The following is a 20,361-nucleotide window of genomic DNA, read 5'->3' as shown; positions in this document are numbered from 1 at the left end:
GGGACTGCTGCACGGTTAGGTGACACCTGACCTGTGGTGCCTGCGGGTGCTGCTGGAAGGATGTTCACCGTGCCCAGACCCCATCCCAAGGAGTTCCGCGACGACGTCGTGGCGATCGCCCGCCAGGGCGAGTCCACGGTCAAGCAGGTCGCGAAGGACTTCGGCATCAGCGAGTCGTGCCTGCGCAACTGGCTGCACCAGGCCGATGTCGAGGACGGCGCCAAGCCCGGCGTGACGAAGAGCGAGTCGACCGAGCTGCGCGAAGCCCGCAAGCGGGTCCGCCTGCTGGAGCAGGAGAACGAGGTCCTGCGCCGTGCGGCGGCGTACTTCGCCCAGGCGCACCTGCCGGGAAATGACCTACCCGCTCGTCCGTGAACTTGCTGCTGACGGTGTCCCCGTCACGGTGACGTGCCGGGTCCTCAAGCTCGCCCGCCAGGCCTACTACCGATGGCTCGCCAACCCCGTCACCGCCACAGAGCTCGAACAGGCCTACCTCGCCAACGCCCTGTTCGACGCCCACCGGGACGACCCCGAGTTCGGGTACCGGCTCCTGGGTGACGAGGCCCGCGACGCCGGTCACAGCGCGTGCGACCGCACGATGTGGCGACTCGTGCGCGATGGGCGCTGGTGGTCGGTGTTCGGCAAGCCGAAGGGCACCAAGGGCGGCAAGAAGCCTGGCCCGCCCGCGCACGACGACCTCGTGCGACGCGACTTCACTGCCAGTGAACCGAACACCCTGTGGCTTACGGACATCACCGAACACCCCACCGGCGAGGGCAAGGTCTACCTCTGCGCGATCAAGGACGTGTACTCCAACCGGATCGTGGGGTACTCCATCAGCGACCGCATGAAGTCCTCCCTGGCCGTGGCCGCCCTTGAGAACGCCGTCGCCAGACGGGCCATCGAGGGTCGTGAAGTAGCCGGCTGCATCGTGCACAGCGACAGAGGCAGCCAGTTCCGAAGCCGGAAATTCCTGGCGGCGCTGCGCCGTCACGACCTGGTCGGATCCATGGGCCAGGTCGCCTCCGCCGGCGACAACGCCGCCATGGAGTCCTTCTTCGCCCTGATGCAGAAGAACGTCCTGGACCGCCGCCGCTGGACCACCCAGGCCGAACTGCGGATCGCGATCATCACCTGGATCGAACGCACCTACCACCGCCGACGCCGCCAAGCGCGCCTCGGACGATTGACCCCGATCGAGTACGAAGCCATCATCACCACTCAGGTCGCACTCGCCGCCTGACAACCGCTGTCACCTATCCGTGCAGCAGTCCCGTACACCGCCACGCGAGCGGACGTGACCGCCGGCCACATCAGCAATACCGCGACCGCGAACGCCACTCCGCCACCGGGCACACCAGCCATCACGCCGCAGATCAGCGAGTTCATGCTCGTCTCCGGTGAGAACTCTCTCCCTACCCCGCAACCCACACCGCCCGATCTCTCGTCCCCACCACCTGACGGCGACCTTGCCCAGACCGGCACGGGGATGGCTGCACCACTCGCCGCCGCGATCTTCCTCCTCACGACCGGGGTAGCTCTGCGGCGCGCGCGCCACAACGGACAGCTACAGGAGTGAGCGAGGTCGCGCTGTCGATCCACACGGCGGCGTGTTGGAGCGCAGTTCCCGAGGAGCTCTCGGCTCTTCGGCCACCTGGCCGCGAGTCGCGTGATCGTGCTTGAGCGCGTCCTGGGGCGTCCACGTACCGTCGGCAGCCGCGAAGAATGTACGCATCTCACCCTCGTCCTCGGTGCAGCGCACGAGGTCGAGCCGGTCCGCTCCTCCGGGGTCGCCGTGAGTAGACCGGCCTTGCGGCCGAAGTGGTGCAGGGGCCCGGCCCCGGCGACGCCGACGCGGGCCGCGATCATCCGGTCGACCAACGTCTCGGGTCAGTACGGCTAGGTGTCCGGGTGGGCGCGGCGAATCGCGTCCATCGCGCGGGCGATCTGCTCGGCACGCCGCGCGAGGTCGGCGTCCGTCCTGCCCCCGGCCGTGCCCCCAGGCGCCGTGGCGGGGGCGGGCGCCGGCGACCGCCCGGCCGGTCCCGGCGTGTCCACGAGCCCTGCCGGCACGAGCCGGCGCCACCGGGTGGCGGCCTGCACCACGGGGCCGACGCCGAACGCGTAGGCGATCGTGGCCCAGCCGAAGGTGCCGCCGAGCAGCACACCCGCGAGCACCACGACCACCTCCACGCCCGTCCGCACGAGCCGCACCGACCAGCCCGTGCGCGCCACCAGCCCGGTCATGAGCCCGTCGCGCGGACCTGGGCCCAGGCGCACCCCGATGTAGGCGGCGGTGGCGATGCCGTTGACGATCACGCCTGCCAGGACGAGCACGATGCTCGTGGCCACGCCCGGCTCCGGGGCGACGGCGTCCATCACCCCGAGAAACGGGCCGATCGTCACGCTGATCACGACGACGTTCATGACGGTGCCGAGGCCGGGCCGCTGACGCAGCGGGATCCATGCGAGCAGCACCAGCGCGGAGGTGATCGCGACGACCCAGCCGAACCCGAGGCCCGTCGAGCGCACGACGCCCTGGTGCAGCACGTCCCAGGGCATGCCGCCCTGCCCGGCGTGCAGCAGCATCGCCATCGAGGCCGCGAAGCCCAGCAGGCCGAGGATGAGCTGCACCCCACGGCGCGTCCCACTCATCGCCGGTGCCTGCACCGGCGCGGGCGCGGGTGCGGGCCGGTGCGCCGCCGCGGCACCGGGCCGGGCGGTGGGGCGGGGGGTGGTCTCGCGGATCAGTGTCACCGGTCCAGGTTCGCCGAGATTGGTATTGCCATCCATAGCCATTGACGCGAGAGTGGCCCGATGACGAGCCCCACCGTGCACCACCCCGTGCCGGCCCGCACCCCGTCCGCGGTGCGCCACCTCTCCGCCACCGCCGCGGCCCGGCTGCTCGGCACCTGGCACGCCGGCGGCCCCGCCTACGCCGCCCTGGCCGACGCGCTGCGCGCCGCGATCCTGTCCGGCACGCTCGCCCCGCTGACCCGGGTGCCGAGCGAGCGCGAGCTCGCGGCCGCCCTCGGGGTCTCGCGCACGACGACGTCCGCGGCCTACGCGCGGCTGCGCGACCTCGGGTTCCTGGCGAGCCGGGTCGGCTCGGGCACCGTGACGACGTTGCCGTACCGCGTCGCCGGCAGTGCGGACCGTGCCCGGCCCTGCGCCGGGGACGCACCGGCACCCGACACGGCACCGCCCGCCTCCGCGCCCGGCGGCGTCCCCGCGGACGCCCCCTTCGCCGCCCCGTTCGACCTGTCGCAGGCGACGCCGTCCGCCGCGCCCGCGCTCCACGACGCCTACGTGCGCGCCCTCGACGAGCTGCCCGCCTACCTCGGCACGGGCGGCTACGAGCACCTCGGGATCGTGGGGCTGCGCGCCGCGATCGCGGCGCGCTACACCGAGCGCGGGGTGCCCACGACGGCGGAGCAGGTGCTCGTCACGACGGGGGCCCAGGAGGCGATCACCCTCCTCGCCGAGGCGTTCGTCTCGACGCGCGAGACGGTCGTGGTGGAGTCCCCCACGTACTTCCACGCGATCGAGCCGTTCCGGCGTGCGGGCGGACGCGTGGTGGGCGTCCCGCCGGGCGACGTGGAGTCGCTCGCCTCCGCCGTGCGACGCACCCGGCCCCGGCTCGTGTACCTCGTGCCGGACTTCCACAACCCCACGGGCTCCACCCTGACCGCCGACGAGCGGGCCGCGGTCCGCGACCTCGCCGACCGCTACGGCGTCACGGTGGTCGGCGACGAGACACTCACCGACCTCGCCCTCGAGCCCGGGGTGCAGGTACCGGCCCCGTTCGCCGGCCCGGGCACCTCACCCCACGTCGTGTCGATCGGGTCCGCGTCCAAGACGTTCTGGGGCGGCGTGCGGGTCGGCTGGGTCCGCGCCGACGAGCAGGTGGTGCGGCGCCTGGCGCTGGCCCGGCAGTCGGTCGACATCTCGACCCCCGTGCTCGAGCAGCTCGCCGTGACCGAGCTCCTCGCCCGCCGCGACCAGGTGCTCCCCGACCGGCTGAGGATCCTGCGCGAGCGGCGCGACCTGCTGGTGGACCTGCTCCGGGACGCGCTGCCCGACTGGAGGGTGCCGGTCCCCGACGGCGGGCTGTGCCTCTGGGTCGACCTGGGGCGGCCTGTGGCGCAGGCCTTCGCCGCGGCGGCGGTGGCCCAGGGGGTGCTGGTGGCGGCCGGGCCGTCGTTCACGCCCGACGGCTCGTCCCGCGACCGGGTGCGGCTGACGTTCGCCCGCGAGGCCGCCGACCTGGCCGACGCGGTGCCCCGGCTTGCCCGCGCCTGGGCGCACGTGGCCGGCTGAGCCGGGTGATCAGCTCCGGATGATCAGTTCCGGGTGATCAGCGCCGGGAGGCTACGGCGCCGGCAGCTCGATGCTCGGCGTGGCCTGCGTGCCGTCGTGCAGCAGCCGTACGACGGCGACGCCGGTCGCGGCCAGCTCGCGCCACTGCTCCCCGAGCCACTGCTCGGCGTCGTACTGCGTCGTGAACACCGGGCTCGGCGCCGCGGGGGCCGCCTGCCCCTCCGCGTCGACCAGCGACCACTCCCAGCGCGGCCGGATCACGCGCCGCCCCCGGTGATGCTGCCCGCAGCCATCGAGCCGCGCGTCCTGGTCAGCGAGCGGTTCACCCGGGACGGCCACAGCGGTCCGGAGTAGATGAACGCGGTGTACCCCTGCGTGAGGTCCGCCCCCGCGCGCAGGTACGCACGCACGTCGTCGGCGCCGCTGATGCCGCCGACGCCGATGATCACGGGCTCGGACCCCAGCCGGCGCCGCAGCCGGGCCACGACCGCCAGGCCGCGCTCGAGCAGCGGCGGGCCGGAGAGCCCGCCGGGGCCGCGGTCGTGACCGATGGTCGTGTTCACGGCCACCACGCCGTCGAGACCCAGCTCGAGCACCAGGTCCGCGGCGGCGTCGACGTCCTCGTCCGCGAGGTCGGGAGCGATCTTCACCAGCAACGGGACGCGCGGCCGCCCCGCCGCGGCCGTCGCGGCGTCCGCGGCCTCGCGGGCCGCCACGAGGATCGGGCGCAGTTCCGCGGTGGTCTGCAGGTCACGCAGGCCGGGCGTGTTCGGCGAGGACACGTTGACGACCAGGTAGTCGGCCCAGGGCGCCAGCTCGCGCGCGCAGGCCGCGTAGTCCGCGGCGGCCTCGGCGGCAGGCGTGGTCTTGTTCTTGCCGATGTTCGCCCCGACGACGACGGCGCGCCCGGCGGGCGTGGACCTCAGCTCGCGCAGCCGCCGCGCGGCGGCCTCGGCGCCGTCATTGTTGAACCCCATGCGGTTGCGCACGCCCCGGAGGTCGAGCTCGCGCCACATCCGCGGCCTCTCGTTGCCCGGCTGGGGCCGCGGCGTGACGGTGCCGATCTCGACGAACCCGAAGCCGAGCATCGTCAGGCCGCGGACCGCCCGCGCGTTCTTGTCGAAACCACCGGCGAGCCCGAACGGTGCGGGCACCGTGCGGCCGAGCGCCTCGATGCTCCCCGGTCCGCCGAGCCCCCGGCCGAGGTACGGCGCGACCGCCCCCTGCACGACGTCGCGCAGCAGGGGCACGCTCCCGGCCGCAGCGATCGCCTTGAAGGCGAGCTCGTGCGCCCGCTCGGGGTCCATCCGGCGAAAGACGCTGGAGAAGAGCAGGTCGTACGGGCTCATCGGGCGGCCTCCGGTGCGGCAAGGGGCGTCGTGTCGGGTCGAGTGTGCCAGAGCCACCACAGCCCGACGAAGGGCAGCACCAGGGGGACGTAGCCGTACCCCTGGCCGAACCCGGACCAGACCGTGGTCTCCCCGAAGACCTCCGGCGAGACCACCGACGCGGTGCCGACGGCGAGCACGCCGACGGCCTCGAACGCGACGGTCACCCAGGCGACGACCCGCCAGCGGGGGCCGCCCTTGGCCAGCGCCACCGTGGCGACCACGTAGACGACCGCGGAGAGGGTGGACAGCGAGTACGCCACAGGCGCCTCGGAGAACTTCGTCGCGAGCTCGTACGACGAGCGCCCGATCGCGGCGAACGCGAGGATGCCGTACACCGTGACGAGGAGGCGGCCGAAGCCCGACCCCGTGCGCGGCGCGGTGCGGCTCATGCCGCTCCCCAGATCTGCCAGAGCCGCCAGTCGAGGAAGGCGACGGTCACCGCTGCGGCGGCGAGCACCACCGACGACCACTTGGTGCGCTCGGCGAAGGCCCAGAAGGCGGCGACCGGCAGGATCACGAGGGCCGTGGCGAGATACCCCCAGAACAGGGGGCCGTCGACGGCGTGGTCCTGCGTCGCCAGCAGGACGCCGGCGACGATCGCCTGGACGACGAGCACGGCCTCGATCGCCGCGGCGCCGAAGAGCTGGCGCAGGATCACGGCCCGGTCGCGGACGACGAACCACAGCGCCCACCCGGCGAGCACCGCGCACAGCGCGACCACGAGGATCAGGAGGGGAAGGAGCACGCTCGCAGACTACCGGCCCCGGCCCGTTCCCCCGGAGCCCCCGACCGGCGATAGCATCGCCGGGTGGCTGACCTCACTCTCTCCGGCAAGAATCCGACCGCACTCCAGGTCGACGCCCTCGTCGTCGGGACCTGCTCCACGTCTGACGGCGTCGCCGTCGTCGCGGACCAGCTCCCGGCCGACCTCGTGCGCCAGATCGAGACCCTCGCACCGCAGCTCGGCGTGAGCGGCGCGACCGACGAGGTGCGCAAGCTCCCCGCCGGCGACGGCATCAAGGCCGGCGTCCTCGTGCTCACCGGCCTCGGCGAGCGCGACACCGACGGCACCTTCCCTCGCGAGGTCCTGCGCGGCGCGGCCGGCGCCGCGGTGCGCGAGCTCGCCGGCACCGGCTCCGTCGCGATCGCGCTCCCGGCCGTCGACGAGGACGAGCTGGCCGCCGTGGTCGAGGGCGCCCTGCTCGGCGCGTACTCCTACACCCGGTACCGCGGCGCGGACGTCGCCGCCAAGCGGGCTCCCGTCGGCTCGATCGAGGTCGTCACCTCGTTCGCCCGCTCCGCCCGGGCGAAGGCCGCCGCGGTCCGGGCCGAGGTGCTCGCCGCGGCCGTCAACGGCACCCGCGACCTGGTCAACGACGCCCCGAACGACCTGTACCCGGCCGCGTTCGCCGACGCCGCCAAGGCGGCCGTCAAGGACCTGGGCGTCAAGGGCGTCAAGGTGACCGTGCTGGACGACAAGCAGCTCGCCGCCGGCGGCTACGGCGGTCTCGTGGGGGTCGGCCAGGGTTCCGTCCGCGGCCCGCGCATGGTCAAGCTCTCCTACGCCCCGTCCAAGGCCACCTCGAAGGTCGCCGTGGTCGGCAAGGGCATCACGTTCGACACCGGCGGCATCTCCCTCAAGCCGCCGGCCAGCATGCCCACGATGAAGTCCGACATGGCCGGTGCGGCCGCCGTGCTGCACACCGTGCTCGCCGTGGCGCGGCTCGGGCTGCCGGTGGCCGTCACCGGCTACCTCTGCCTCGCCGAGAACATGCCCGGGGGCAACGCGCAGCGGCCGGCCGACGTCGTGACCATGCGCGGCGGCAAGACCGTCGAGATCACCAACACCGACGCCGAGGGCCGCCTCGTCATGGCCGACGGCCTCGTCTCGGCCGTCGAGGACGGCCACGACGTCGTCCTCGACATCGCCACGCTCACCGGCGCCCAGATGGTCGCGCTCGGCCACCGCACCTCAGGCCTGATGGGCACCGAGGACGTCCGCGACGAGGTCAAGATCGCCGCCGACACCGCGGGCGAGGCCTTCTGGCCGATGCCGATGCCCGCCGAGCTCAAGGCGGGGCTGAAGTCCAACGTCGCGGACATGGTGAATTCCGCCCCCAGCCGCTGGGGCGGCATGCTCTTCGCCGCGCACTTCCTCGCCGAGTTCGTCGGGGACACCCCGTGGGCACACCTGGACATCGCGGGCCCCTCGTACAACGAGGGCTCGGCGTTCGGGTACACCCCCGCGGGCGGCACGGGCGTCGGCGTGCGGACCCTCCTCGCGTTCGTCGAGGCCCGCGCCCGGGCCTGACCCGGCCCCTCGGCCGGCCCTGACCCGTGTCGCACGACGGCGCCCGCCCCCGATCAGCTCGGGGCGGGCGCCGTCGGCGTCTCGATGCACGATGTCCCGCGCCGGGCGGACCGCGGTCAGCGGCCGGGTGCCCGGCGCCGCTGCGCGCTGCTCCAGTCGCGCATGCGCTGCGGGTAGCCCGTGAACCGCACGTTGTAGACGGGGACCCCCAGGGAACGCGCGACCTCGAACGCCGTCCGCTCGTCCGGGACCCGGCGCCGCGTCCACTCCCCCGTCGTCGCCACGAGCAGCACGGTGCTCGGCGTCTGCGCGTTCGGCGGTTCCACGTAGGCCTCCACCCCGACGCGGGTCCGCACGAACTCCTGGAGGTAGGAGACGGTCTCACCACGGGTGCCGGGCGCCTGGGCGGGCTCGCCCGCCGGCGCAGCGGAGCGTCCCAGCAGGCGGCTGAAGGCGGTCCTGAGCGACATGCAGGCGAGAATACCGCCGCACGTCCGGTGACCTGTCGAAAATGGTCGACGGCGGTGCCCGGCGCGAGATGTACCGAGCGTCACACCGCCCGCGGGTGTCCAATGATTGGGGACCTGCCCCCGAAGGTGACAAGATGACACGCAGTGACCAGAACGCGGCATCCGGAGCCCAGTGGCCGGCACGAGCCTGCCAGCCTCGGCACGTCGCCTGACCCACTGATCGAAGGAGACTCCACAGGTCATGTCTGAGAACGTGCAGCTGCCTGCACTCGGTGAGTCCGTCACCGAGGGCACCGTCACCCGTTGGCTCAAGTCCGTCGGCGACCGGGTCGAGGTCGACGAGCCCCTGCTCGAGGTCTCCACCGACAAGGTCGACACCGAGATCCCTTCCCCCGTGGCCGGGACCCTTCAGCAGATCCTCGTCGAGGAGGACGAGACCGTCGAGGTCGGCGCCAACCTCGCCGTGATCGGTGAGGGCGACGCCGCCCCGGCTGCCGAGGCACCGCAGGCCGAGGAGAAGGCCGAGCCCGAGCCCGAGGCAGCGCCTGAGCCCCAGGCCGAGGCTCCGGCCGCCGCCGAGGAGCCCGCCGCCGAGGCCGCACCGGCCACCGAGGAGCCCGCCGCCCAGGGCGGCGGCGACGGTTCGGGCACCGAGGTCGCTCTGCCCGCGCTGGGCGAGTCCGTCACCGAGGGCACCGTCACCCGCTGGCTCAAGGCCGTCGGCGACAGCGTCGAGGTCGACGAGCCGCTGCTCGAGGTCTCCACCGACAAGGTCGACACCGAGATCCCCTCGCCCGTCGCCGGGACCCTGCAGAAGATCCTGGTCGAGGAGGACGAGACCGTCGAGGTCGGCGCCGCCCTCGCACTCATCGGCTCGGGCGCCGCCCCGGCCGCGGAGCCTGCCGACAAGCCCGCGGAGCCTGCCAAGGCCCCCGAGCCCGTCGGCGCGCCGGAGCCTGCTCCGGCGGCTCCCGCCGAGGAGAAGCCCGCGCCCCAGGCCGAGGAGAAGCCCGCACCGAAGGCCGACGAGAAGCCTGCTGCTTCCGAGGCACCTGCCCCGGCCGCGCCGGCACCCGCCGCTCCTGCGGCGTCCGCGCCGGCCGCCGGCAAGGGCTCCTACCTGACTCCGCTCGTGCGCAAGCTCGCCGCGGAGAAGGGCGTCGACGTCTCGACCATCGAGGGCACCGGCGTCGGCGGCCGCATCCGCAAGGAGGACGTCCTGGCGGCCGCGGAGAAGGCTGCCGCCCCGGCCGCGGCGCCCGCGTCGTCGGCCCCGGCCGCCGCGCCCAAGGCTCCCGCCGCCGTCCCGCCGGTCTCGCCGCTGCGCGGCACGACGGAGAAGATGTCGCGCCTGCGCAAGATCGTCGCCGAGCGGATGGTCGAGGCCCTGCACACGCAGGCGCAGCTCACCACCGTGGTCGAGGTGGACGTCACCAAGGTCGCGAAGCTCCGCGCGAAGGCCAAGGAGTCGTTCAAGGCGCGCGAGGGTGCCAACCTCACGTACCTGCCGTTCTACACGCTGGCCGCGATCGAGGCCCTCAAGGCCTACCCGAAGGTCAACGCGTCGATCGACCCCGAGAAGGGTGAGATCACCTACCACCCCGCGGAGAACGTCGGCATCGCCGTCGACACCGAGCGTGGCCTCGTGGTCCCGGTCATCAAGAACGCCGGCGACCTCAACCTGGCGGGCATCGCGCGCCAGATCGGCGACCTGGGCGCCCGCACCCGCGCGAACAAGGTGGGACCGGACGAGCTGTCCGGCGCCACGTTCACCATCACCAACACGGGCTCGGGCGGCGCGCTCATCGACACGCCGATCGTCCCGGGTGGCCAGGTGGCGATCCTCGGCACCGGCACCATCACCAAGAAGCCGGCCGTCGTGACGGGCCCGGACGGCGAGGAGACCATCGCCATCCGCCAGTTCGCCTACCTGTTCCTCTCCTACGACCACCGCCTGGTCGACGGGGCGGACGCCGCTCGCTTCCTCACCGCGATCAAGAACCGCATCGAGGAGGCCGCGTTCGAGTCCGAGGTCGGGCTCTGACCGTCTGAACCCGCCCGCATCACGGGCAGCGACAAGGGCTGGTATCCGGATCGGATACCAGCCCTTGTCGTCTGCCCGCCGTCGTCTGCCCGCCGTCGTCTGCCCGCCGGGGCTGGCACCGCCTCCGCGTCCGGGGGGTTCGGCGACCGTACGGTGCCTGAACCAGGTCTGCCACCCGCCTCAGGGCCGGGTGGACGTGCCCTGCTCGACGGAGCGGACGCGCCAGCCGTCGTCCGTCCAGACCAGGTCGAGCGTCGCCTCCCGGGGGCCGGACGCCGGGACCGCCACGGGCTCGTCCCCGGCCCCACGCTGGACGTGGGCGCCGATCTCGTACTCGACGGTGACCCGGACGGCGCCGTGGCCTGCACCGTCGTCCACGTCCACGTCCACGTTCACGTCCCCGACCTCGGCGTCGGCGTCGGCGTCGGCGTCGGCCGAACGCTCGACCCGGGCACGGTGCACGACGACCTCGAGATCCTCCACGCGCGTACCGGAGTCTTCGAGCTGCGCCAAGAGGCGGGAGTCGGCGGCGTGCGCGGGCGAGCCGTCCAGGTCGACGTCCTCGATGGCCCCACCCTTTCCCGAGAGGAGGGCGACCCGCCGCTGGGTCAGGGCCACGGCGGCCGACCCCGGGTCGTCGCGGTTCGTGTCGACGGCGGGCGCGACGTCCGTCGCGGCGGAGGAGGCGGAGGCGCCGTTCGCGGACGGGGGCCGGTGCCCCGCCTCCCCCGACCTCGCCGCGTCGAGCACAGCCACGCCGAGAGCCGTCACCAGCACGACCGCTCCGACGACGCCCCCCGCCCGTGCCACGCCCCAGGCCACCGGGTGCCCGCGCACCCGTCCCCGGCGCCCGGAGCGGTGCAGCGCCGAGCGGCGCACCTCTGATCGACCGGGGACGGCGCGGCGAACCTCCCTGCCCGGTGTGCGCACGGCACGCCGCCGGGTGGCAGGCGCCGCCCCCGGGCCCGGGACCGGGCCCGCCGTGTCCGCTGCCGTCCGCCGGGTGCCCAGAGCGGCCACGGCGAGCTGCGAGCGCTCGGGCAGCCGCACGGGCTCGAGGTCGAGCGCCGCGTCTGCCTGGGCCGCGAACGTTCCCGCCTCGGGCCGCACGAGCGGGTCGGGGGCGAGTGCCGGCGCCAGGACGGCACGCAGGCGCACGGCGCCGTCGTCGGACCGGTCACCGAGCAGGTCGGCCACGAGCGCCGCCAGCTCGTGGACGTCGTGCGCGGCGCCGACGTCGAACCCGCTTCCCCCGTCCGCGGCCTCGGCGGTGTCCGCCGCCCCCGCGGGCGCCTCGACGGCTCGTGGCCGCAGCAGGGCGATCCCGTCGGCCCCGAGGACCACGTCGCCGGCCGCGACGCCGCCGTGCACGACGCCCTGACTGTGCAGCGCGGCCAGCGCCTGCGCGACCGCGATCAGCACGCCGGCCGCCTACGGCACGGAGAGCCGCCCCCGGACGGCGAGCACGGTCGGGAGGTCCGCCGTCGTCCCGGCACCGCGACGCACGCCGATCCGGCCGTCCGGGCGTACCTCGACGGCCGCGAGGGGCTCGACCCGCGGGTGGTCGAGCGCCCCCAGCGTGTCCAGCCGGTGCAGCAGGGTGTCCCGCGCGGCGGCGTCGGCGGGGATCATGATCAGCTCGTCGGACGGCACCGACCCATCGAACACCGAACCGGCCGCGTCGCGGGCGGTTCGTCCACAGGCACGTCCCGAGGCGGTCGCGGGCGCCGGCGTCAGACGTCGAGGCGACGCCCGTCGCGCGCGGACACCCGCGCCGCGTCCAGCACCTCGGCGGTGCGCACCGCGTCGGCCGGGTCCACCGGGGGCGGCGCGTCGCCGTGCAGCCACGGCGCCAGCGCACGGTAGAAGTCCACGTGACCACCGGGGGCCAGCGGCACGGGCCGGCGGTCGCGGCCCTTGGTGAGCCAGCCGAGCGTGCCCTCGGGAGCACCGTCGTCGAAGATCTCCAACGGGGAGGCGTCCTGCTCGAACGTCGTGACCAGGTACGCCCCCGCCGAGCCGAGCACCCGCGTGCGCGGGCCGGGCGCGCCCACCACCGAACCGGCCCACAGCCGCGAGACCACGCCGTGCGGGCTCTTCGCGAGCCCGCCCCCCGGCTCGTGCTGGAGCACGAGGAAGACGTCGTCCTCGGTGGGCGTCGTCAGCGACCGGCTCTGCGCCCACACCGACTCCACGCGGCCGAAGAGCCGGGTGGCCGAGTCCACGAGGTGCGGCCCCAGGTCGAGCAGGAGCCCGCCGCCCTCCAGGTCGTTCTCCTTCCACCGCTGGCGCGGCGTCGGGCGCCAGCGCTCCCAGCGCCGCTCGAAGGTGTGGACGTCGCCCAGCTCGCCCCGTTCGAGCAGCGCCGCGAGGGTCAGCTGCTCCGGGTCCCAGCGACGGTTCTGGAACACCGTGAAGGGCGTCCCGGTGGCGGTGGCCTCGTCCACGACGGCGCGCGCCTGGTGCGCGTCGACGCCGATCGGCTTGTCGAGCACGAAGGCGATCCCTGCCCGGGCGAGCCGGGCGGCGTGGTCCGCGTGCAGCCCCGTCGGGCTGGCCACCACGACGAGGTCGTACGACGACCGGGCCTCGATCAGCGCGTCCAGGTCGCCGAGCAGGCGCGCACCCGGCCAGTCCCCCGCGGCCTGGTTGCGCCGTCCCGGGTCGCGGGTGACGACGGCGGAGACCCGCAGGCCCGCCTCGGCCGCCAGCCGCGCGTGGATCTCGCGGCCCGCGCCGCCGTAGCCGACGATCGCGAGCCGCGGCGCCGGGGCGGCGAGACCGTCCTCGCCCGCGCCGGTGGTCGTCCCGTCCGGGGCACCCTCGTCCATGACCATGGACCCATCGTGCCCGACACGCCGCGGAGCGCCACCGGGTGCCACGCGGTGCGGCGTCACTCCGCGTGGACGCCGGCCTCGGCGGGCTCCGGCCGCTCCGGACGGACGCCGCGCGCGAGCTTGGAGGGCCACCACACCCGGTCACCGACGTCGTGCACGAGCGCGGGGACCAGGAGGCTGCGCACCACGAAGGTGTCCACCAGGACGCCGAACGCGACGACGAAGGCGAGCTGGGCGAGGAACAGCAGCGGGATCACCCCGAGCGCGGCGAACGTCGCCGCGAGGACGACGCCCGCGGACGTGATGACCGACCCCGTGACGGCCAGCCCGCGCAGGACGCCGGGACGCGTGCCGACCTTGAGGCTCTCCTCGCGGACGCGCGTCATGAGGAAGATCGAGTAGTCGACCCCCAGCGCGACGAGGAAGCAGAACGCGTACAGCGGCACCGCCGGGTCGGCGCCGGGGAAGTCGAACACGTGGTTGAACATCAGGGCCGCGACGCCGAGCGCGAACCCGAACGAGAGCACGTTGGCCGCCATGAGCAGCACCGCGGAGAGCACGGAGCGCAGCAGGAGCATCAGGATCAGCAGGATGACGACGAGGACCACGGGGACGATGGTGCGCAGGTCGCGCTCCCCGGCGAGCTGGGTGTCGAGCCGCTCCGCGGCCGCGCCACCCACGACGGCCTCGGGGCTGACGCCGTGCACGGCGGTGCGCACGTCGGCCACCACCTCGACCGCCTCCTGGCTCTCCGAGGGCACGTCAGTCGTCACGTCCACCCGCACCTGGCCGTCGACGACGAGCGGGTCGCCCTGCGCCGGGCGGCCCGGCACCGTCGACGGCTCGTCGGTGACGACCGTCGCGGCCGAGACGCCGTCGGTGCCCTCGGCTGCCTCGACGACCGCGTCGGCGTCCCCTTCGGGCGCCACGACGATCACGGGCTGGGCGGAGATCCCGTCGAAGTGCCGGCCCAGGGCCTCCTCGCCGTCCACCGAGTCGACCTGGGCGAGGAAGACCTCGGCGTCCCCCGTGCCGTTCGCGTCCAGGGTCGGGACGAACGCCGCCCCCGCCGCGAGCACGACCGCGGTGACGATCCAGACGACGCGGTCGTGCCGTCCGACGACGCCCGCGACGCGCGACCAGATGCCGTGCCCGTCGACGTCGACGTGGTTGTCGTCCTCGATCACGGCGGTCACCTCGGCCCCGGCGGCGGCCTGGGGCTCGGAGTGCTTGCCGCTCGCGTGCGGCACCCGGGGCCAGAACACCCACCGGGCCCGCCGTCCGCCGATGAGCAGCAGAGCGGGCAGGAGCGTCAGCGCCGACAGGAAGGACGCGGCGATGCCGATGGCGGCGACGGGGCCCAGGCTGGCGTTCGACGCGAGGTCGGACAGCAGCAGGCAGAGCAGGCCGACGACGACGGTCCCGGCGCTGGCGGCGATCGGCTCGATGGAAGCACGCAGGGCTCGGCGCATCGCGGTGTACGTGGACGACGCCTTGCGCAGCTCCTCTCGATAGCGGGCCACGAGCAGCAGCGCGTAGTCCACGGAGGCCCCCACGACGAGGATCGACAGGATGCCCTGCGACTGCCCGTTGAGGACGAGGACGTCGTTCGCCGCGAGGTTGTACACGACGAGCCCCGCGAGGCTCAGCGCGAACACCGCCGTGAAGATCACGATGAACGGCAGGGAGGGCGAGCGGTAGACGAGCGCGAGGATGAGGAGGACGGCTCCGAGCGCCACGAGCAGCAGCACGGTGTCGATCGCGCCGAACGCGTTCACCAGGTCGACGACGAAGCCGGCCGGCCCGGTCACCCAGGTCTCCAGCCCGTGTGCGGCGAGGCCGCCGTCGGTCACCGGGGCGGCCGCGAGCGCACGCAGCGCGTCGACCGCGAGCTGCGAGATCCGGTCCTCCTCGGCGCCGACCTGCTCGGACGCCACCGAGGCGTCCAGGGACACGACGACGAGCGACGCCTGCCCGTCCTCGGAGGGCACGACGACGGGGTCTGCGACACTCACGTCGCCGACCGTCCTCGGCTCGTCGCCCGACGTGCCCTCCAGCGGTGCGTCGGCGATCGCGTCGGCGAACGCCTTGACGTCCGCGAGCTGGTCGGGGGTGAGGTCGGAGCCGTCGGTGGTCTCGGTGACCACGAGCGCCGGGAGGGTCTCGGAGTCCGTGAACTCGGCGGCGAGCTCGGCGGCCTGCGTGGACTCGGCGTTCGAGGGCAGGAACGCGGCGGCGTCGTTCTTCTGCACGCCGGCGAGACTGCCCTGCGCCTGGCCACCGATCGCGCCGATGACGAGCCAGACGCCGATCACGACGAGGATGACGAGGCCGCGAAGAAGACCCGACCGACGATTGCTCAGCATGCTGAGTATCCTGCCCTGGGAACAAGGAGAGCGCCAGATGACCCACCGCACGACGATCGACCCGACGAGCCCCGACCCTGCGCGATGGCCGACGGCGCGCCTGCTGTCCACCGTCGCCCGCCGCGTCGAGCACGCCTGGGACGACCACCTGGCCGGCTGGAACCTCAACCATGCAGGCTTCCAGGCTCTCGTGCACCTGCTCGTCGGGCCCCGCACGCAGCGCGAGCTCGCGCGGCTGCACGGCGTGACCGAGCAGACGATGAGCCGCGTCGTCGCGCGGCTGGAACGCTCCGGCTACGTGACGCGGTGCGGTGACCCCGAGGACCGCCGGCGCCGCACGGTGGCGGTCACCGCGGCCGGGCGGGACGCGGCCTCCGAGGCGGGCCGGGTGCAGCCCGCGGAGGACCTCGCCACGCGAGGGCTCGACGCCGACCAGGTCGGCGCCCTGCGCGCGGCGCTCGCCGCCCTGGTCCGGGCGGTCCCGGCAGACGGCGAGACGGACCGCGCACCGCGGGCGCCAGAGGACTAACCTGCACGACGTGGACGTGATGACGCTGCCGGGGCTGACCGACTACCACGAGGCGTGGGAGCTGCAACGCCAGGTGCACGCCGAGGTCGTCGCGGGCGAGCGCCCCGACACCCTGATCGTCGTCGAGCACCCCAGCGTGTACACCGCGGGGCGGCGCACCCGCCGCGACGAGCGCCCCGACGACGGCACACCCGTGGTCGACGTCGACCGCGGCGGGAAGATCACCTGGCACGGGCCGGGCCAGCAGGTCGTGTACCCGATCGTCCGCCTCGCGGAGCCGGTGGACGTCGTCGCGTACGTGCGGGCGCTCGAGGAGGCCGTGATGCAGGTGTGCGCGAGCTACGGCCTCGCCACGATCCGCGTGGAGGGGCGCACCGGCGTCTGGCTCGCCACGGACGGCACGCGCCGCGAGCGCAAGGTCTGCGCCATCGGCGTGCGCACGGCCAAGGGCGTGACCATGCACGGCCTCGCCCTCAACTGCTCGCCCGACCTGAGCCGCTTCGAGGCCATCGTCCCGTGCGGCATCACGGACGCGGACGTCACCTCCCTGAGCATCGAGACCGGACGGGCGATCGAGCCTGCCGACGCCGCCGGGCCACTCGTCGAGGCGCTCGCCGCCGCCCTCGCGCCGCTGCGGATCCAGCCGCTCGCCGTGTCCAGCATCACCGCCTGACCGGGCACCCCACCGGCCTCTCGCGCCGGGCTCCGGGCTATCCTGAGCGTCCAGGGTTCGTTGCGCGCCGGGAACGGGTGGGTCGGCGTGCGATCGCCGCATCCCTGGATCCCTGTGACCGACACCCCCACGCGCGCCCCGCGCACGCCCGCGCCCGAGCCCTCGTGGCTCGGCCCCTACGGAGCGCTTCCTCGCCTCGCCGGCGGCTGGTTCCTGCCCATCGCCTTCGCGGCCCGCCTCCCGTTCTCGATGCTGACGATCGGCACGCTGCTGCTCGTGACCGACGCCACCGGCTCCGTCGCGTCGGGCAGCCTCGCCGGCGCCGCAGCCGCGCTGGGCACGGCCCTGGGCGGCCCCGCCCAGGGGTCGCTCGCCGACCGGCGTGGCCAGCGGGTCGTGCTCCTGGTCTGCACGCCGATCGCGACGCTCGCCCTGGTCGCCATGGTCGCGGCGAGCACGAGCGGCGCGACGCCCTCGACCGGACCGGTCCTGCTCGCGGCGGCGCTGGCCGGCGCGAGCGTCCCCCAGGTGGGGCCGCTGGCGCGCGTGCGCTGGATCGGCCTGACCGAGGGCAGGCCGCGCACCATGTCCGCCGCCATGTCCTACGAGAGCACCGCGGACGAGGTCGGCTTCGTCCTCGGGCCCGCGCTGGTGGGCATCCTGGCGACGACGGCGTCCCCGGGCGCCGCGATGCTGCTCGCCGCCGCGCTGCTGGCCGCGGGCGGCACGGCGTTCGCGCTGCACCCGACGGCGCGGGCCGCTGCCCAGGTCGGGGAGGCGCACGCGACGACCGCGGGCGGGACGACGCCGGCCGCCGTCGCCGGCGGTGCCGGACTGCTCGCGCTGGCCCGTGCCGAGGCCGTCCCCCTGGCCGGCATGCTCGCCATGGGCGTCCTGTTCGGCGCCACGCAGACGGCGACGACCGCGTTCACGAGCTCGATCGGCCAGCCCGGCCTGGGTGGCCTCCTGTACGCCGTCATGGGCGTGGGCTCGGCGGCCACGGCGCTGGCCGTCGTAGCGCTGCCGGCCGGGTGGAGCCAGCCGGCCCGATGGGTCGGCTTCGCCACGGGGCTCACGGTCTGCTTCGCGGTGCTGGTACCGCTGGCCGCGACGGGTTCGCTCGCCGCTGTCACGCCGGGGCTCGCCGTCGCGGGACTGTTCGTGGGGCCAGTCATGGTCACGGTGTTCACCGTGGCCTCCGAGCGCGCCCCGGCCGCCCGTACCGCGGCAGCCATGACGCTCGTCGCGAGCGCCAACGTCGTGGGCGTCGCGATCGGCGCGGCCGTTACGGGCCAGGTCAGCGCCCTCGGCGTCCCCGCCGCGTTCGCCGTCCCCGCCCTCGCGGCGGGCACCCTCCTCGTCGTCGGCGTCCTGCTCCGCCGGGGTGGCACAGGTCACGTCCGAGGGCTGGGAACGCAGCGGCGGGCACCCGCGCCCCTCCCGTAGTCTGACCAGGTCCGGCGCGGGAACCGCGCCGCCCAGGCCCGGTCACGACCGGGCGTCCCACCTGCTCGACGACGACCGGGAGACACCCGTGACGATCGCACCAGAGGGCCGCCGCATGCTGCGGGTCGAGGCCCGCAACGCCGCCACCCCCATCGAGAAGAAGCCCGAGTGGATCAAGACGAAGGCCGTGATGGGGCCCGAGTACCGGGAGCTCAAGGGCCTGGTCAAGGGTGAGGGCCTGCACACGGTCTGCGAGGAGGCGGGCTGTCCCAACATCTTCGAGTGCTGGGAGGACCGCGAGGCCACGTTCCTCATCGGCGGCGACCAGTGCACGCGTCGCTGCGACTTCTGCCAGATCGACACCGGCAAGCCGGCCGACTTCGACGCCGACGAGCCGCGTCGTGTCGCGGAGTCCGTGCGCACCATGGGCCTGAAGTACTCGACCATCACGGGCGTCGCGCGTGACGACCTGGCCGACGGCGGCGCCTGGCTGTACGCCGAGACGGTGCGCCAGATCCACGCCCTGAACCCGGGCACCGGCGTCGAGCTCCTCATCCCGGACTTCAACGCGATCCCCGAGCTGCTGGACCAGGTCAACGAGTCGCGTCCCGAGGTGCTCGCGCACAACGTCGAGACCGTGCCGCGCATCTTCAAGCAGATCCGTCCCGGCTTCCGCTACGACCGGTCGCTGTCCGTGATCACGCGGGCGCGCGAGGCCGGTCTGGTGACCAAGTCCAACCTCATCCTGGGCATGGGAGAGACGATCGAGGAGTCCAAGGCCGCGCTCGCGGACCTGCACGACGCCGGGTGCGACCTCGTCACCATCACCCAGTACCTCCGCCCGTCCCTGCGCCACCACCCCGTGGACCGCTGGGTGCGGCCGGAGGAGTTCGTCGAGCTGTCCGACGCCGCCACCGAGATGGGGTTCCTGGGCGTCATGGCCGGGCCGCTGGTGCGGTCGTCGTACCGCGCCGGGCGGCTGTGGGGTCAGGCCATGACCCGTCGAGGCCTGCCGATCCCTGACTCGCTCGCGCACCTCGCGGAGCCGACCACGTCGCGCCAGGAGGCAGCGAGCGTGCTCGGACGCACCGCCCGCTGATCCTGACCATCCGAGAGGCGCCGGGACCGTATTGCGGTTCCGGCGCTCTCGCTGCACCACTAGACTGGACGACCATGGCCCGCACGAAGCCCGACGCCGACGCGCCCGACGCCACCGGCAAGCAGAAGAAGCCCCGCAAGCAGCGCTGGTACCACCAGGTGTGGGCCGCGTACCAGATGACGCGCAAGCAGGACCCGAGCGCCACATGGCTCATCCTCGGCGTCTTCGTCGGCATCCTCGCCGTGGTCGGCGTGATCGTGCTGCTGCTCGACGTCCCGACGGGGTTCAAGATCCTGTACTGGGTCGTCCTCGGCATCCCGTTCGCCCTGCTCGGCGCCATGTTCACGCTGACCCGCAAGGCCGAGAAGGCCGCGTACACGCAGATCGCCGGTCAGCCCGGCGCGGCGCGCGCCGCCCTCGGCACGGTGCGCGGCGGGTGGGAGTTCGGCGACGAGCCCATCGCCATCAACCCGCGCACGCAGGACTTCGTGTTCCGCGGCGTCGGGCGCCCGGGCGTCGTGCTCGTCAGCGAGGGTCCCTCGCACCGCGTGCAGCGCCTGCTGGACGACGAGCGCCGCAAGGTGGCTCGCATCCTGCCCAACGTGCCGATCACCCTCATCCAGGTGGGCGACGAGGCCGGGCAGACCCCGCTGCCCAAGGTCGCCCGCCAGGTGCAGAAGCTCAAGCGCAAGCTCACCCGCCCGGAGACCGACCAGGTCAAGAAGCGCCTCAAGTCCCTCGGTGGCGCGCGGCTGCCGATCCCCAAGGGCGTCGACCCCATGAAGGCCCGCCCCGACCGCAAGGGCATGCGCGGCCGCTGAGCCACCCGCCCTGCAGGCACGCACGAGAGCCCCGGCACCGTCACGGTGCCGGGG

At 74.1% G+C, this 20,361-nt stretch carries 20 protein-coding genes; 10 read left to right on the top strand and 10 right to left on the bottom strand.

Translation table 11 applies throughout. The features are described from left to right. Positions 1–69: 69 nt before the first annotated feature. Together LEP48_RS16950 and LEP48_RS16945 are read left to right on the top strand one after the other, a co-directional pair. Positions 70–1,243, top strand: a protein-coding gene (locus LEP48_RS16950) for an IS3 family transposase (protein ID WP_225566730.1) whose coding sequence is annotated in 2 segments (ribosomal slippage) — positions 70–348 and positions 350–1,243 — 1,173 coding nt in all. Because the reading frame shifts where the segments join, the coding sequence is not laid out codon by codon here. Positions 1,244–1,249: 6 nt separating this feature from the next. Further along, the gene (locus tag LEP48_RS16945) at positions 1,250–1,579 is read left to right on the top strand and encodes a DUF7507 domain-containing protein (RefSeq protein WP_422723853.1); all 330 of its coding nucleotides are present in this window, start codon (positions 1,250–1,252) and stop codon (positions 1,577–1,579) included. A 320-nt stretch (positions 1,580–1,899) separates the two neighbouring features. Here the strand turns inward: LEP48_RS16945 and yczE are convergent, their stop codons facing one another. After that, positions 1,900–2,757: a membrane protein YczE gene (yczE, locus tag LEP48_RS16940; RefSeq protein ID WP_225566752.1), complete on the bottom strand. Its 858-nt coding sequence runs from the start codon at positions 2,755–2,757 to the stop codon at positions 1,900–1,902. A 60-nt stretch (positions 2,758–2,817) separates the two neighbouring features. Here yczE and yczR point away from each other — a divergent pair, with 60 nt between their 5' ends. Further along, a complete protein-coding gene (gene yczR, locus LEP48_RS16935; RefSeq protein ID WP_225566751.1) occupies positions 2,818–4,320 on the top strand; it encodes a MocR-like transcription factor YczR in 1,503 nt (500 codons plus the stop codon). Between the two features lie 51 nt (positions 4,321–4,371). Here the strand turns inward: yczR and LEP48_RS16930 are convergent, their stop codons facing one another. The 4 genes from LEP48_RS16930 to LEP48_RS16915 are packed head-to-tail and all read right to left on the bottom strand — an operon-like array spanning position 4,372 to position 6,456. Then, the gene (locus LEP48_RS16930) at positions 4,372–4,581 is read right to left on the bottom strand and encodes a hypothetical protein (RefSeq protein WP_225566750.1); all 210 of its coding nucleotides are present in this window, start codon (positions 4,579–4,581) and stop codon (positions 4,372–4,374) included. Then, positions 4,578–5,669, bottom strand: a complete 1,092-nt coding sequence (locus tag LEP48_RS16925; protein WP_225566749.1) for a quinone-dependent dihydroorotate dehydrogenase — start codon at positions 5,667–5,669, stop codon at positions 4,578–4,580. Before LEP48_RS16925 ends, LEP48_RS16930 begins: the two co-directional genes overlap by 4 nt. Continuing rightward, positions 5,666–6,100, bottom strand: coding sequence for a hypothetical protein (locus LEP48_RS16920; RefSeq protein WP_225566748.1), 435 nt, complete (start codon positions 6,098–6,100; stop codon positions 5,666–5,668). Before LEP48_RS16920 ends, LEP48_RS16925 begins: the two co-directional genes overlap by 4 nt. After that, positions 6,097–6,456 carry a hypothetical protein gene (locus tag LEP48_RS16915; protein WP_225566747.1) on the bottom strand — a complete coding sequence of 120 codons (360 nt, stop codon included), beginning with the start codon at positions 6,454–6,456 and terminating at the stop codon, positions 6,097–6,099. Before LEP48_RS16915 ends, LEP48_RS16920 begins: the two co-directional genes overlap by 4 nt. A 63-nt stretch (positions 6,457–6,519) precedes the next feature. On the opposite strand from LEP48_RS16915, the gene LEP48_RS16910 reads away from it, so the two are divergent. After that, positions 6,520–8,022: a leucyl aminopeptidase gene (locus LEP48_RS16910; RefSeq protein WP_225566746.1), complete on the top strand. Its 1,503-nt coding sequence runs from the start codon at positions 6,520–6,522 to the stop codon at positions 8,020–8,022. A gap of 116 nt (positions 8,023–8,138) precedes the next feature. Here LEP48_RS16910 and LEP48_RS16905 read toward each other — a convergent pair whose 3' ends face one another. Then, positions 8,139–8,492: an oxidoreductase gene (locus LEP48_RS16905; RefSeq protein ID WP_225566745.1), complete on the bottom strand. Its 354-nt coding sequence runs from the start codon at positions 8,490–8,492 to the stop codon at positions 8,139–8,141. Between the two features lie 241 nt (positions 8,493–8,733). On the opposite strand from LEP48_RS16905, the gene sucB reads away from it, so the two are divergent. Further along, a complete protein-coding gene (sucB, locus tag LEP48_RS16900; RefSeq protein ID WP_225566744.1) occupies positions 8,734–10,536 on the top strand; it encodes a 2-oxoglutarate dehydrogenase, E2 component, dihydrolipoamide succinyltransferase in 1,803 nt (600 codons plus the stop codon). A 180-nt stretch (positions 10,537–10,716) separates the two neighbouring features. Here the strand turns inward: sucB and LEP48_RS16895 are convergent, their stop codons facing one another. The 4 genes from LEP48_RS16895 to LEP48_RS16880 form a co-directional block, all read right to left on the bottom strand. Further along, positions 10,717–11,958: a hypothetical protein gene (locus tag LEP48_RS16895; RefSeq protein WP_225566743.1), complete on the bottom strand. Its 1,242-nt coding sequence runs from the start codon at positions 11,956–11,958 to the stop codon at positions 10,717–10,719. 9 nt (positions 11,959–11,967) lie between these two features. After that, positions 11,968–12,189 (bottom strand): hypothetical protein, encoded by a 222-nt coding sequence (locus LEP48_RS16890; protein WP_225566742.1) that lies wholly within the window; start codon positions 12,187–12,189, stop codon positions 11,968–11,970. Between the two features lie 80 nt (positions 12,190–12,269). Then, on the bottom strand, positions 12,270–13,373 hold the full coding sequence (locus tag LEP48_RS16885) for a Gfo/Idh/MocA family protein (protein WP_225566741.1): 1,104 nt from the start codon (positions 13,371–13,373) through the stop codon (positions 12,270–12,272). Between the two features lie 56 nt (positions 13,374–13,429). Beyond that, positions 13,430–15,739 (bottom strand): MMPL family transporter, encoded by a 2,310-nt coding sequence (locus LEP48_RS16880; protein ID WP_225566740.1) that lies wholly within the window; start codon positions 15,737–15,739, stop codon positions 13,430–13,432. A gap of 37 nt (positions 15,740–15,776) precedes the next feature. On the opposite strand from LEP48_RS16880, the gene LEP48_RS16875 reads away from it, so the two are divergent. From LEP48_RS16875 to LEP48_RS16855, 5 genes are all read left to right on the top strand, one after another. Beyond that, on the top strand, positions 15,777–16,268 hold the full coding sequence (locus tag LEP48_RS16875; RefSeq protein WP_225566739.1) for a MarR family winged helix-turn-helix transcriptional regulator: 492 nt from the start codon (positions 15,777–15,779) through the stop codon (positions 16,266–16,268). A 19-nt stretch (positions 16,269–16,287) separates the two neighbouring features. After that, positions 16,288–16,941 carry a lipoyl(octanoyl) transferase LipB gene (gene lipB / locus LEP48_RS16870; RefSeq protein WP_255641703.1) on the top strand — a complete coding sequence of 218 codons (654 nt, stop codon included), beginning with the start codon at positions 16,288–16,290 and terminating at the stop codon, positions 16,939–16,941. 114 nt (positions 16,942–17,055) lie between these two features. After that, entirely contained in the window at positions 17,056–18,387 is a 1,332-nt protein-coding gene (locus LEP48_RS16865) for an MFS transporter (RefSeq protein ID WP_225566738.1), read from the top strand. 88 nt (positions 18,388–18,475) lie between these two features. Then, a complete protein-coding gene (gene lipA / locus LEP48_RS16860) occupies positions 18,476–19,486 on the top strand; it encodes a lipoyl synthase (protein WP_225566737.1) in 1,011 nt (336 codons plus the stop codon). A 74-nt stretch (positions 19,487–19,560) separates the two neighbouring features. Beyond that, complete coding sequence (locus tag LEP48_RS16855; protein WP_225566736.1) at positions 19,561–20,307, top strand: DUF4191 domain-containing protein; 747 nt, start codon at positions 19,561–19,563, stop codon at positions 20,305–20,307. Positions 20,308–20,361: the final 54 nt, after the last annotated feature.

This window comes from Isoptericola luteus, from assembly GCF_020297055.1.
In the GTDB taxonomy this organism is placed as follows: Bacteria; Actinomycetota; Actinomycetes; order Actinomycetales; family Cellulomonadaceae; genus Isoptericola; species Isoptericola luteus.
The sequence above is the reverse complement of the archived record's forward strand: the minus strand, read 5'-3'. Positions and strand labels throughout refer to the sequence as shown.